The following is a 13,056-nucleotide window of genomic DNA, read 5'->3' on the forward strand; positions in this document are numbered from 1 at the left end:
ACCCATGCCCCTATGCGCGCCACAGGGGCAGGTGGAGCAGTCCGTACACTATTCCTCCCCTGCAAGGGGAGGTGGCAGGCCGCAGGCCTGACGGAGGGGTGTCCCGGTGGCGAAGACCGTTCCACCTCACGACCGGGGACACCCCTCCACCAGCTTCGCTGGTCCCCCTCCCCTTGCAGGGGAGGAAGATTGGCATCCCTAATACAGGAAGGGCGACCGCTCGCGCGACCGCCCTTCCCTTGTTTCGTCACGAACCGAAGTCCGACGCCGCCCTTATTCGGTCGGCGCGGCCTTCTTGGCGCGCGGCTTCTTGGCGGGCGCCTCGGCAGCCTCGGTCTCCCCTTCCGCCGGAGCGGCGGCCTTCTTGGCGCGCGGCTTCTTCGGTGCGGCTTCCTCGGTCGCCTCGGCGGCATCGCCCTCGGCCTCGGCCGGAGCGGCCTTCTTGGCGCGGGTCGCCTTCTTCGGCGCGTCCTCGGTGCCTTCGTCGGCGGCGTCCTCGGTCACGTCGGCCTTCTTGGCCTTCGCCTTCGACTTCTTGCCGTGGTCATGATCATGGTCGTGATCGTGATTGTGGACGTGCGTGCCGGTCGCGAAGCCGTCCTCGCTCTCGATCGCGGCTTCCAGTTCCTCACGCGTGGTCTCGCGGTCGGTGATCTCGGCCTTGTCGAACAGGAAGTCGACGACCTTGTCCTCATAGAGCGGGGCGCGCAGCTGGGCGGCGGCCATCGGCTCCTGCTGGATATACTGGATGAAGCGCTGGCGATCTTCCGGGCCGTACTGCTGCGCGGCCTGCGCGATCAGGCGGTTCATTTCCTGCGCGGTGACGTCGACGCCGTTCGCCTGACCGATTTCCGATAGCAGCAGGCCCAGACGGACGCGGCGCTCGGCGATCTTGCGATAGTCGTCGCGCTCCTTCTCCATCTCGGCCTTGGCGGCCTCGGGGTCCTCCTCATGGGTCGCTTCATGCTCGAGCTGCGCCCAGATCTGCGAGAACTCGGCCTCGACCATCGACGGCGGCACTTCGAAGTCGTGGCCATCGGCCAGCTGGTCGAGCAGCTTGCGCTTCATGTACGTCCGGGTCAGGCCGTTATGCTCCTGCTCAATCTGCCCCTTCAGCAGGCCGCGCAGCTGCTCCAGGCTCTCGAGGCCCAGATTCTTGGCCATTTCGTCATCGATCTTGGCTTCGCCGGCGGTCTTCACCGACTTGATCGTCAGGTCGAACGTCGCGGGCTGGCCGGCCAGGTCCTTGGCGGGATAGTCCTCGGGGAAGGTGACCGAGATCTGCTTCTCGTCTCCGGCCTTGACGCCGACCAGCTGGTCCTCGAAGCCGGGGATCAGGCGACCCCCGCCGATCTCGACGGCCATGTCCTCGCCCGAGCCGCCCTCGAAGGCGACGCCGTCGGCGGTCTTGCCGACGAAGTCGACGGTGACCTGGTCGCCCTGCTCGGCGGCCTTGTCGCCCGCATCGTCCCAGCGCTTCTGCTGGTCGGCGAACTTCTGGAGCTGCTCGTCCACCGCCTCGTCGGCGACCGGCACGGTCAGACGCTCGAGCTTCAGCGCGTCGATCGCCGGGGTTGGGACCTGGGGCAGAACTTCGAGCGTGACGTTCAGCGTGGCATCCTTGCCCTGCTCATACTCACCGACCAGTTCGACCTGCGGCTGCATCGCGGGGCGCAGATTCTTCTCGGCGATCAGCGACTGCACGCCTTCCTGCAGCGCGGTGTTCAGCGCGTCCTGGAGGAGCGCCGGGCCGTGCATCTTGCGGACCAGGTTGGTCGGCACCTTGCCGGGGCGGAAGCCGGGCATCTTCATCTGCGGAGCGATCCGCTTCAGCTCGGCATCGACCTTGCCCTCGATATCCTTGGCAGTGATGGTGAGCGTGTAGGCGCGCTTCAGCCCCTCGTTCAGCGTCTCGACAGTCTGCATCTAAAGGCCTTCAATCTGGAGAAATTCCGTGTGGCTGTCGCCCCGTTCTTGACCGGGGACTGGTGCGGGCGAAGGGACTCGAACCCCCACATCTTACGATACTGGAACCTAAATCCAGCGCGTCTACCAGTTCCGCCACGCCCGCACGAGGACACCGCCGATGGGCGCGCGTCTATATCACCATGGGCGGCCTGCACAAGGGACAACAGGCAACATGTGCGTGCGACATGCGTTTAAGCCCTCCAATTCCCCGAAAGGAGAGCGAGAATGGCCACCCAGCCCCCGCCCGAAAGCCCGCAGCCTACCCAGCCGGCGCAACCCGACACGCCCCCGCCCGAGATCGTGCCGCCCGGCCCGGACATCGACCAGCCCGCCCCCGGCGTGGGTCCGGGCGATCCCGGCACGGCCCAGCCGCTACAGATTTGAGAGGAGCCAATGATGGCGACCAACCCCGAAAACCATCCCGACAGCCCGCCCAGCGAGGCGCCCGAGAACAACCCGGACAGCCCGCCGCGCGAGGATGAGCGCAGTGACATCGAGCAGGCCGTCGAGGCGCGCTCCGATGCGGTCGCGCGTGGTGAGGGCGGTGAGGAGCCGGTGACCTTTACCGATACCGGTGAGCATGACGGCGTCGGCGGGACCGGCGGTGTGGTGCGGAACCAGGATTTGGATGCGCAGTAATTGAGGGGGTGGTCTCGGTGAGACCCCCTTGCCCTCCCCCAGCCCCTCCCGCCTGCGGGAGGGGGAGCACATCACATCACCCCGCCAGCGCCTTCTTCAACAGGTCATTCACCACCGCCGGATTGGCCTTGCCGCCCATCGCCTTCATCGTCTGACCGACGAAGAAGCCAAACAGCGCTTCCTTGCCCGCGCGATACTGGCCGAGCTGGTTGGGGTTCTTCTCCAGAACCTCGGCGATCACCGCCTCGATCGCGCCGGTGTCGCTGGTCTGCTTGAGGCCGCGCTCCTCGACGATCTTCGACGGACCGTCGCCCGTCTCCAGCATGATCTCGAACACCTGCTTCGACAGGCTGCCCGACAGCGTGCCGTCCGCCACCAGCGCCAGCAGTTCGGCCGCCTGGGCCGGGCTGACCGGGCTCTCGGTGATGTCCTTGCCCAGCCTGTTCAGCGCGCCGAACAGCTCTGCCGCGACCCAGTTCGCCGCCTGCGCGGGCTTGGCGCTCGTGCCTTCCAGCGCGTCGAGCAGGCCGTCGAACCAGCGCGCCGTCTCGACTTCGGCGGTCAGCACGCCCGCATTATAGGCGGTCAGGCCCAGCGCCTCGTAGCGGCGACGCTTGGCGTCGGGCAGTTCAGGCAGGCTGGCGCGGCATTCCTCGACGAACGCGTCGGTCAGTTCCAGCGGCAGCAGGTCGGGATCGGGGAAATAGCGGTAATCATGCGCATCTTCCTTCGACCGCATCGAGCGGGTGGTGCCGCTCTCGACGTTGAACAGGCGCGTTTCCTGGACGATCTTGCCGCCGTCCTCCAGCACCGCGACCTGACGCTTGGCCTCATACTCGATCGCGGCCATCACGAAGCGGACCGAGTTGACGTTCTTCGTCTCGGTGCGCGTGCCGAACTCGTCACCTGGTTTGCGCACCGACACGTTCACGTCGGCGCGCATCGAGCCTTCTTCCATGTTACCGTCGCACGACCCGACATAACGGAGAATGGCGCGCAACTTACGGAGATAAGCCCCTGCTTCGGCGGGCGAACGCATATCGGGGCGGCTGACGATCTCCATCAGCGCGACGCCCGAACGGTTGAGGTCGACATAGGAGCAGGTCGGATGCTGGTCGTGCATCAGCTTGCCCGCATCCTGCTCGACATGGATACGCTCGACGCCGATCGACTTGGTCGGGCCGTCGGGGTTCTTCTCGTCCAGGCTGATCTCGATCGCGCCCTCGCCCACCAGCGGGTGGTAGAGCTGGCTGATCTGATAGCCCTGCGGCAGATCGGCGTAGAAGTAATTTTTCCGGTCGAAGCGCGACCACTTATTGATCTGCGCATCGATCGCCATGCCGGTGCGCACCGCCTGGCGGATGCACTCCATGTTGGGCACGGGCAGCATGCCGGGCATCGCGGCATCGACCAGCGAGACCTGGGTGTTGGGCTCCGCACCGAAGGCAGTGGCGGCGCCGGAGAACAGCTTGGCGTTGGAGGTGACCTGGGCATGGACTTCCAGGCCGATCACGACCTCCCATTCCCCTGTCGCGCCCTGGATGCGATATTCGCTCATGTTCGATCTCGATGATGAAGATAGTTGATCGCCGTCAGAACGGCGTTGCTGCCCAGCAGCGCGACGATCCAGCAGGTCGACAGGATGCGCAGGATCGCGGTCTCGAAGCCGAGATGCCGCGCCTCCATCAACCCCATATAGGCCGCCCCCGCGCCCAGCATCAGAAAGGCGATGCCCAGCCGAAACTCACCGCGCAGGATCACGCTGTTGCCCACGCACAGGCACAGGATGAAGCCCGCCACGCCCAGAAAGAAGCGCGCCAGCGTAGGATGGTCGAAGGGGTGGTTGTCGATATTGGTCAACGACACGCCGACATAGGCGCTCAGGATCGCCCCGAACGCAACGTTCAGGGCGCCCTGTGCCTCCCGCAACACGGCGATGTTGCGAGCCGTAAAGGCGCGGTCGCTTACCACCAGGCCTGCGGACGCGCGGTGAAGCCCGCGCGCTGCTCGATGGCCAGGCTGGCGTTCAGCACGCCCTGCTCATCCAGCGCCTTGCCGATGATCTGGAGGCCAAGCGGCAGCCCGTCCTTGTCCAGACCGCCCGGCACCGACATGGCGGGGAGCCCGGCCAGCGAGGCGGGCACCGTGAACACGTCGTTGAGGTACATGGCCAGCGGATCGGCCTGCTTCTCGCCCAGCGCGAACGCCGCCGACGGCGCGGTCGGGGTCAGGAGCACGTCGCACTCGTCGAACGCCCGCTCGAAATCGCGCGCAATCAGCGTGCGGACCTTCTGCGCCTGGGTGTAATAGGCGTCGTAGAAGCCCGCCGACAGCACATAGGTGCCGATCAGGATGCGGCGCTTCACCTCGTCGCCGAACCCGGCGGCGCGGGTCGCGGCGTACATGTCCTGCAACCCCGCCCCTTCGGGCAGGTCACGCAGGCCGTAGCGCACGCCGTCATAGCGCGCGAGGTTGGACGACGCCTCGGCCGGCGCGATGATGTAGTAAGCGGGCAGCGCATATTTGGTGTGCGGCAGCGAGACCTCGACGATCTCGGCCCCCGCATCGCGCATCCAGTCGATACCCTGCTGCCAAAGCGCCTCGATCTCGGCGGGCATGCCGTCGACCCGGTATTCCTTGGGCACGCCGACCTTCTTGCCCTTCAGGTCCGCCGACAGCACGGCTTCCCAGTTGGGCACGTCGAGCTTCAGCGAGGTCGCGTCCTTGGCATCGAAGCCCGCCATCGCCTCCAGCATGATCGCGCAGTCGCGCACGTCGCGCGCCATCGGTCCCGCCTGGTCGAGCGAGGAGGCGAAGGCGATCGTGCCCCAGCGCGAGCAGCGGCCATAGGTCGGCTTGATGCCCGAAATGCCGGTGAAGGCGGCGGGCTGGCGGATCGAGCCGCCGGTGTCGGTACCCGTCGCGCCCGGCGCCAGCCCCGCCGACACCGCCGTCGACGACCCGCCCGAGGACCCACCGGGGGCGAGCGGGGCGGTGTCGTTCGGGCGACGCCAAGGCGAGATGACATTGCCGAACGCGCTGGTCTCGTTGGACGAGCCCATGGCGAACTGGTCGAGGTTCAGCTTGCCGAGCATGCCCGCACCGGCATTCCACAGATTCTGCGAAACGGTCGACTCGTAGGGCGGCACGAAGCCTTCGAGGATCTTGCTGGCGGCGGTGGTCGCGACGCCCTTGGTCGCGAACAGGTCCTTCATGCCGATCGGCACGCCCGCCAGCGGCTTGAGGGTTTCACCCGCCGCGCGCGCCGTGTCGGCCGCATCGGCGGCGGCGAGGGCATGCTCCGGGGTCTTGACCAGGAAGGCGTTGAGCGCATCGGCGCCCGCGACCTTGGCGTTGAACGCCTCGGCGACTTCGCGCGCCTTGAACTGGCCGTCGCGCACGCCGTCGCGGATGGCGGCGATGCCGAGTGTGGTCAGGTCGGTCATTATTCGATCACCTTGGGCACCGTGAAGAAGCCATGTTCGGCCTGCGGCGCATTCTGCATGAGGAGGTCGCGGATGCCGCCGTCATTGACGACGTCGTCGCGCAGGCGAAGCTGGTTCGGGATCACCGCGGTCATCGGCTCGACCCCTTGGGTATCGACCTCGCCCAGCTGCTCTATCCAACCCAGGATGTTCCCAAGCTCGGGGGCGAGGCGCGTCGCGTCCTCCTCGGTGATCGCGATGCGGGCAAGGCTCGCGATCTTCTTCACGGTTGCGGTATCTACGGACATGGATTTGCGGCTAGCATCGCCGCGCGGCTTCGCGCAACGCTTTTGCCGTCTCGGTGATTGCATCCGGGGCATGTGGGGGCATCATGAATAGCAATTGCGGGCCTTTCCATTTTGCTGCACCGCACAACGGAGTATGATTTGGCACGCAAATTCCTTTATGTCGTGGCGGCGCTCATCGTGCTGACGATCGCGGCGGCCTTCGCCTATCGCCTGTTCGGCAACCAGTTGCTCCGCTGGTCGACCGTGCCCTCCGAGTCGTTCCAGACCCAGGCGGTGACGCGCGCGGAGGAGTATCGCAGCGCCAAGATGTGGCTGGCGCGCCCCGACCTGCCCGGCAATCCGGCGCTGTGGACGCCGGCCGGCTACACCCCCGGCCTGCCCGGCCAGGGTGCCGCCGTCTTCTTCATCCACCCGACCTCGTACATCAGCAAGGCGCACTGGAACGCCCCGCTCGACGATCCCGAGACCAATGGCCGCGCCGAGCTGTTCCTGCGCGGGCAGGCCAGCGCGTTCAACGCAGCGGGCGACATCTGGGCGCCGCGCTATCGCCAGGCGACCTTCGGCGCGTTCCTGACCAGCATGGCCGATGCCGAGCGTGCGCTCGATCTGGCGTACAAGGATGTCGATGCGGCCTTCACAGCGTTCCTGTCGCAGGTCGATCCCAACCGCCCGCTGATCCTGGCGGGGCATAGCCAGGGCGCGCTGCACCTCTCGCGGCTGCTGACCGATCGGGTGGCGAAAGACCCCGCGCTGAAACGCCGGATCGTCGCGGCCTATATCGTCGGCTGGCCGATCTCGATGACCGCCGATCTGCCTGCCATGGGCTTGCCCGCCTGTGCCAAGCCGGACCAGACCGGCTGCATCCTTAGCTGGCAGAGCTTCGGCGAACCCGCCGACCCGTCGCTGATCCTCGACGTGTTCGACCAGACCCATGGCTACACCGGCGCGCCCCGCAAGGGCACCCAGATGCTGTGTACCAATCCGCTGACCAGCACGCCCGATGTCGCGGCCCCTGCGACCGCCAATCTGGGCACACTCTACCCCTCCGCCGACCTCAAGACCGCCGCCATCGCCGCAGGCAAGGTGTCCGCTAAGTGCGAGGGGCGCGGCATCCTGACCATCGGCGAAGGGCCGAGCGTCGGCCCCTATGTGCTGCCGGGCAACAATTACCACGTCTATGACTACAGCCTGTTCTGGGCGAATGTCCGCGCCGATGCGGATCGCCGTTTGAAAGCCTTTCGATGAGCCTGATCACCACTGACCGCACCGAGTTCCGCGCCGCCCTCCCCTCGGGTGGGCGGCTGATCGGGCTGGACGTCGGCACCAAGACGGTCGGCACCGCGCTGTGCGATGCCGGATGGAGCTTCGCCAGCCCCGCCACGCTGATCCGCCGGACCAAGTTCACCAAGGACAAGGAACAGCTGATCGCGATGATCGCGCAGCAGGGCGTGCAGGGCCTGGTCATCGGCCTGCCGCTGAACCTGGACGGCAGCGAGAGCCCGCGCTCGCAATCGACGCGCAGCTTCGCGCGCAACTGCGCCGATCTCGGGCCCATATTGCTCTGGGACGAGCGCTGGTCGACGGTCGCGGTCGAACGCACGATGATCGAGCAGGATATGAGCCGCGCAAAACGCGCCGAGCGGATCGACAATCTGGCCGCCGCGCACATCCTTCAGGCGGCGATCGACGCGCTGGTGATGGCCTGAGGCGATAAGCCCGCTTGCCGAGAGCGCCGCCGGCCGCTACCCGGCGGCTTTAATGCAGACCTCGGATCATCGCCCCGGCACGCTCATTCAGGGTGGCGCCGTTTTTCCGCACCGGCATCTGACCGGAATCGACGGCCTTCAACCGCATGAGATCATGTTCCTGCTCGACGAGGCGGAACATTGGCTCGATCGCGGCGCGACCGACACGCCCGACACAAGGCTGGCGGGCCTCACCCAGATCAATGCGTTCTTCGAGAACTCGACCCGGACCTTGCTGTCCTTCGAGATCGCCGGAAAGCGCCTGGGTGCCGACGTCGTCAACATGCACGCCGCGCAGTCGAGCGTGAAGAAGGGGGAGACGCTGATCGACACGGCGATGACGCTGAACGCGATGCGCGCCGATGTGATCGTTATCCGCCACATGGCGAGCGGCGCCGTCCGCCTGATCGCCGACAAGGTCGACTGTCCGGTGCTGAACGCCGGCGACGGGCGGCACGAGCATCCGACGCAGGCGCTGCTCGACATGCTGACCATCCGCCGCCGCCGGGGCAGCGTGGCGGGCCAGAAGGTCGTAATCTGCGGTGACATCCTGCACAGCCGGGTCGCGCGCTCGGACATCCTCGCGCTCACCGCGCTGGCGGCCGAAGTGCGGGTCTGCGCGCCCTCGACGCTGATGCCCAAGGGGATCGAGCGGATGTTCGTCACCCCCTTCACCGACTTCGACGAAGCCATCGAGGACGCGGACGTGGTCATGATGCTGCGCGTCCAGAACGAGCGTATGGCGGGCGGCTATATCCCCTCCACGCGTGAGTATCGGATGCGCTACGGCCTGACCGCCGAACGGCTGAAGCGCGCCAAGCCCGGCGCGCTCGTCATGCATCCCGGCCCGATGAACCGCGGGGTCGAGATCGATTCGGAGGTGGCCGACGGCCCGCAATCGGCGATCACCGAGCAGGTGGCGATGGGCGTCGCGGTGCGCATGGCGTGCCTGGACGTGCTCACCCGCCGCGCCCGCAAGCTGGAGGGCTGGGCATGAGCATGACCGCCTTTACAAACGCCACGCTGATCTGTCCCGTCGGCGGCGAGATCACGGGCCAGACCCTGCTGGTCGAGGACGGCGTCATCACCGGCACCGGCGACGCCCCCGAAGGCGCCACCGTCATCGATTGCGGCGGCAAGATGCTGGCGCCCGGCATCGTCGATCTGGGGGTGTTCAAGGTCGACCGCGCCGCCTGTCGTGCCGGCGGGATCGTGCGGATCGGCCTGATGCCCGATCAGTCGCCGGTGCTCGACGATCCGGGCGTGGTGCAGCGCGCCGCGCTGATCGGGCGACCGGATCTGTGGATTCACCCGATCGCGGCGGCGACCCGCTCACTGGCGGGGACCGACCTAGCCGAAATGGCGGTGTGCGTCTCGGCAGGCGCCAAGGCGGTCGGCACGGGGCGCGGCTGGATCGCCGATTCGGGCGTGATGCACCGTGTCCTCGCCTATGCCGGCGATCTGGGCCTGACCGTCATCGCCCATGCCGAGGATGGTGGCCTGGCCGCCGATGCGGTGGCGACCGAGGGCGAAACCGCCAGCCGTCTGGGCCTGCCCTCCGCCCCCGCCATCGCCGAAGCGCTCGCCATCGCGCGCGACCTGATGCTGGCCGAAGAGACGGGCGCGAAGCTGCATATCCGGCAGGTGACGACGGCGGCGGGCTTCGACCTGATCCGCGCGGCCAAGCGACGCGGCGTGAAGGTGACGTGCGGCATCACGCCCGCGCATCTCCACCTGTCCGACATCGCGATCACCGACTTCCGCACCTTTGCCCGTCTCTCGCCGCCGTTGCGCGACGAGAGCGACCGGCAGGCCGCACTCGCGGCGGTGGCGGACAGGACGGTAGATGTCATCGGCTCGGGCCACGACCCGCATGGGCCGGAAGAAAAGCGCCTGCCCTTCGTCGATGCCGAAGCGGGTATGGCGGGGGCGGAAACGTTGCTGCCGCTGGCGTTGATGCTGGTGCGTGACGAGCGGATCACCCTGCCCCGGCTGTTTGCGCTGCTGGCGGCCAATCCGGCCAAGGTGCTCGGCCTCGATGCCGGCACGCTGGAGCCCGGCAAGCCCGCCGACCTGATGCTGTTCGATGCCGAGACGCCGTGGATGGTGTCGGGCGACGCCTTCGCCTCGGCGGGCAACACGCCGTTCGACGGCTTCCCGGTGCAGGGCCGCGCACTGCGGCTGTGGAAGGCAGGACGGGAAATTCACTGAAAAATCCTCCCCATCTCTTGATGGGGAGGGGGACCGCGCCCGCAGGGCGTGGTGGAGGGGCATGGCCGGTTCGTCACGCCCCTCCACCACCGGGCTATCGCCCGGCGGTCCCCCTCCCCAAGCGAGCTTGGGGAGGAATAAAAAAGCCCTCCCCGAGACGTTTCGGGGAGGGCTTTTCACTGAACCGTTATCGGCTCAACCGCGACGCGGACCGCGCGGGCCGCCCTGGGTCGGGCGCGGCGAATAGCGGCGCGGGCCGCCGGGGCCACCGGCCGGGCGACCGCCCATCGGACGGTTGCCGCCCGGACCACGACGCGGACCACCGCTGGGCGCACCACCGGCGGGCGGACCATCGGCCTGCTCGATCGCGATATCATCCTCGGCATGATCCGCCTCGGTCCGCTTCAGCGCAGCGATGAAGCGCGACGCCAGTGCGGTCGGGATTTCGAACAGCGTCTCGTTGGGCTGGATGCGGATCGCGCCGATCTCGTTGCGGGTGATGTGCCCGCGACGGCAGATCAGCGGCAGCAGCCAGCGCGGATCGGCGTTCTGGCGACGTCCGACGCTCATGCGGAACCAGGCGGTGTCGTCGAAGCCTTCGCGACGCTCGCGCGGCGGCGGCGCATCGCCCTCGACCAGCTCCTCGGCCTGGGGCAGCGCGGCGCGGTGCGCGCGGACCAGCGCGGCGGCGATGTCCTCGGCCGACTTTTCGGCGAGCAGGCGGGTCGCCAGCTCGCGATCGGCCTCGTCCACCTCGACCGGCGCCAGCAGCGCGGTCAACAGGCGCTCGCGGTCCTGCTCGCGGATTTCCTCCAGCGTCGGCGCACGGCGCCATTCGGCATCGATGCGCGCGCCGCGCAGCATGCCCTCGACTCGGCGACGGCGCGGGTACGGCACGATCAGGATCGCGGTGCCCTTGCGACCAGCGCGACCGGTGCGGCCCGAACGGTGCTGGAGCGCCTCGGCATCGCGCGGGATTTCGACATGGATCACCAGCGTCAGACCGGGCAGGTCGATCCCGCGCGCAGCGACGTCGGTTGCGACGCAGACACGCGCACGCCCGTCACGCAACGCCTGGAGCGCATGGTTACGCTCGTTCTGCGAATGCTCGCCCGACAGCGCCACCGCCGAGAAACCGCGCTCGACCAGGCTGGCGTGCAGGTGGCGGACATTGTCACGCGTGGCGCAGAACAGGATCGCCACTTCGGCCTCGTGCAGGCGCAGCAGGTTGACCACCGCCGCCTCGATGTCAGCGGGCGCGACCGTCACCGCCTGATAGGCGATGTCGGCATGGCCCTTATCCTCGCTGATCGTCTCGATCCGCTTGGCATTGGTCTGATACCGCTTGGCGAGCTGCACGATCGGGCGCGGCATGGTCGCCGAGAACAGGAGAGTGCGACGCTCGGACGGCGTGCCGTCGAGGATCTGCTCGAGATCCTCGCGGAAGCCCATGTCGAGCATCTCGTCGGCTTCGTCGAGGACGACGAACTTCAGCGACGACAGGTCGAGCGCGCCGCGCTCGAGGTGATCGCGCAAACGGCCCGGCGTGCCGACGGCGATATGCGTGCCATGGCTGAGCGCACGACGCTCGCGCGATGCGTCCATGCCGCCGACGCAGGTCGCGATGCGGGCACGCGCGCCAGCATAGAGCCATTCCAGCTCGCGGCTGACCTGCAGCGCCAGCTCGCGGGTCGGCGCGATGACCAGCGCCATCGGCGCGCCCGGCTGGGGCAGGTGATCGCCACCGTTCAGCAGCTCGCTCGCCATGGCGAGGCCGAAAGCGACGGTCTTGCCCGAACCGGTCTGGGCGGACACGATCAGGTCGCGGCCCTGGGCGTCATCCTCGATAACGGCGGCCTGGACGGGGGTCGGCGCGCTATAGCCGCGCGCGGAAAGGGCAGCCGACAATACCGGCGGCAAAGCAGAAAAAGGCATGGGGACTCCAACAGAAAAAGGAGCGCGTACCGCCGAACCAAGGGACCCATCCCTCTCGGTTGGCGGATACACCCATGCGGCACGGGTGAATGTGTAGCGTTCCGTGAAAGCGTGGCCCTATACACGATTGCAGCCAAAACTCAAGCCGTGCTTGCGGTGAACCGATCGGCCCGTCATGGGAGCCCGGCTATGACCTTACGCGTTGATCCCCGATGAGTGTCGCCTTTCGCCGCGAATCCGATGAGGAACATCTCGAACCCAAATTCGAGCTGCCGATCCCGCCCGGCCCCAATCTGGTCACGCCGCGCGGGCTGGCGCTGACCCGCGCCAAGGTGGCTGAGGTCGAGGCGGCCGTCGCGGCGGCGGAGACGGACGAGGACCGCACCCGACTCCAGCGTGAACTCCGCTATTGGAACACCCGCGCCGCCACCGCCGAACTGGCCCCTGCCCCCGCCGAGGATGAGGTGGGGATCGGCAGCGTGGTGACGATCCGGCTCAACGGACAGACCAAGACGCTGACCGTCGTCGGTCACGACGAGGCCGATCCGGCGCACGACCGCATCGCCTATGCCGCCCCGCTGGCCCGCGCGCTGATGGGCGCGATGGCGGGCGAGACGGTCGCGTTCGGGGGCAAGGCGGATGCGGTGGAGATTTTGGAGGTAAAGTAGCCCCCTTCCTCCTCTTCTGCATCCCCTCCCGCAGGCGGGAGGGGATCGAGGGGAGGGAAAGGAGTCTCACCGAGACCATCGCTCGCGGCCTGCCACCCCCCCTCCCACCCCGCCTGCGGACGAGGAGTGGCAAAGAGTGATAGAAAGAGCAAATAGG

General features: G+C 67.7%; 13 protein-coding genes and 1 tRNA gene. 7 read left to right on the forward strand and 7 right to left on the reverse strand.

The window, feature by feature from the left end:
* Positions 1-273: 273 nt before the first annotated feature.
* Together tig and ACQKJZ_RS07825 are read right to left on the reverse strand one after the other, a co-directional pair.
* Positions 274-1,926, reverse strand: a complete 1,653-nt coding sequence (gene tig / locus ACQKJZ_RS07820; RefSeq protein WP_427730632.1) for a trigger factor — start codon at positions 1,924-1,926, stop codon at positions 274-276.
* A 60-nt stretch (positions 1,927-1,986) separates the two neighbouring features.
* A tRNA-Leu gene (locus tag ACQKJZ_RS07825) sits at positions 1,987-2,071 on the reverse strand.
* Positions 2,072-2,193: 122 nt separating this feature from the next.
* Between ACQKJZ_RS07825 and ACQKJZ_RS07830 the strand changes: the two genes are divergently transcribed.
* Entirely contained in the window at positions 2,194-2,352 is a 159-nt protein-coding gene (locus ACQKJZ_RS07830) for a hypothetical protein (RefSeq protein ID WP_183953121.1), read from the forward strand.
* A 9-nt stretch (positions 2,353-2,361) separates the two neighbouring features.
* Positions 2,362-2,607 (forward strand): hypothetical protein, encoded by a 246-nt coding sequence (locus ACQKJZ_RS07835; RefSeq protein WP_427730633.1) that lies wholly within the window; start codon positions 2,362-2,364, stop codon positions 2,605-2,607.
* 76 nt (positions 2,608-2,683) lie between these two features.
* Here ACQKJZ_RS07835 and gatB read toward each other — a convergent pair whose 3' ends face one another.
* From gatB to gatC, 4 genes are read right to left on the reverse strand one after another with little or no spacing between them, the layout of a single operon-like run.
* Positions 2,684-4,165 (reverse strand): Asp-tRNA(Asn)/Glu-tRNA(Gln) amidotransferase subunit GatB, encoded by a 1,482-nt coding sequence (gatB, locus tag ACQKJZ_RS07840; protein WP_427730634.1) that lies wholly within the window; start codon positions 4,163-4,165, stop codon positions 2,684-2,686.
* Positions 4,162-4,578 carry a hypothetical protein gene (locus ACQKJZ_RS07845; protein WP_427730635.1) on the reverse strand — a complete coding sequence of 139 codons (417 nt, stop codon included), beginning with the start codon at positions 4,576-4,578 and terminating at the stop codon, positions 4,162-4,164. The genes gatB and ACQKJZ_RS07845 overlap by 4 nt, the downstream gene beginning before the upstream one ends.
* The gene (gene gatA, locus ACQKJZ_RS07850) at positions 4,572-6,053 is read right to left on the reverse strand and encodes an Asp-tRNA(Asn)/Glu-tRNA(Gln) amidotransferase subunit GatA (RefSeq protein ID WP_427730636.1); all 1,482 of its coding nucleotides are present in this window, start codon (positions 6,051-6,053) and stop codon (positions 4,572-4,574) included. The genes ACQKJZ_RS07845 and gatA overlap by 7 nt, the downstream gene beginning before the upstream one ends.
* Complete coding sequence (gene gatC, locus ACQKJZ_RS07855) at positions 6,053-6,340, reverse strand: Asp-tRNA(Asn)/Glu-tRNA(Gln) amidotransferase subunit GatC (RefSeq protein WP_037568622.1); 288 nt, start codon at positions 6,338-6,340, stop codon at positions 6,053-6,055. Before gatC ends, gatA begins: the two co-directional genes overlap by 1 nt.
* A gap of 138 nt (positions 6,341-6,478) precedes the next feature.
* On the opposite strand from gatC, the gene ACQKJZ_RS07860 reads away from it, so the two are divergent.
* Genes ACQKJZ_RS07860 through ACQKJZ_RS07875 form a run of 4 tightly spaced genes read left to right on the forward strand, consistent with a single transcriptional unit; the run spans position 6,479 to position 10,296 of the window.
* The gene (locus tag ACQKJZ_RS07860) at positions 6,479-7,585 is read left to right on the forward strand and encodes a DUF3089 domain-containing protein (protein WP_427730637.1); all 1,107 of its coding nucleotides are present in this window, start codon (positions 6,479-6,481) and stop codon (positions 7,583-7,585) included.
* Entirely contained in the window at positions 7,582-8,046 is a 465-nt protein-coding gene (gene ruvX, locus ACQKJZ_RS07865) for a Holliday junction resolvase RuvX (protein ID WP_312490772.1), read from the forward strand. Before ACQKJZ_RS07860 ends, ruvX begins: the two co-directional genes overlap by 4 nt.
* Before the next feature lie 52 nt (positions 8,047-8,098).
* Positions 8,099-9,082, forward strand: a complete 984-nt coding sequence (locus ACQKJZ_RS07870; protein WP_007405051.1) for an aspartate carbamoyltransferase catalytic subunit — start codon at positions 8,099-8,101, stop codon at positions 9,080-9,082.
* A complete protein-coding gene (locus ACQKJZ_RS07875; protein ID WP_427730638.1) occupies positions 9,079-10,296 on the forward strand; it encodes a dihydroorotase in 1,218 nt (405 codons plus the stop codon). Before ACQKJZ_RS07870 ends, ACQKJZ_RS07875 begins: the two co-directional genes overlap by 4 nt.
* Positions 10,297-10,491: 195 nt before the next feature.
* On the opposite strand, the gene ACQKJZ_RS07880 is transcribed toward ACQKJZ_RS07875, so the two are convergent.
* Positions 10,492-12,231: a DEAD/DEAH box helicase gene (locus ACQKJZ_RS07880; RefSeq protein WP_427730639.1), complete on the reverse strand. Its 1,740-nt coding sequence runs from the start codon at positions 12,229-12,231 to the stop codon at positions 10,492-10,494.
* Between the two features lie 212 nt (positions 12,232-12,443).
* Between ACQKJZ_RS07880 and ACQKJZ_RS07885 the strand changes: the two genes are divergently transcribed.
* Entirely contained in the window at positions 12,444-12,899 is a 456-nt protein-coding gene (locus ACQKJZ_RS07885; RefSeq protein WP_427730640.1) for a GreA/GreB family elongation factor, read from the forward strand.
* Positions 12,900-13,056: the final 157 nt, after the last annotated feature.

This window comes from Sphingomonas sp. NPDC019816 (assembly GCF_050274375.1).
In the GTDB taxonomy this organism is placed as follows: Bacteria; Pseudomonadota; Alphaproteobacteria; order Sphingomonadales; family Sphingomonadaceae; genus Sphingomonas.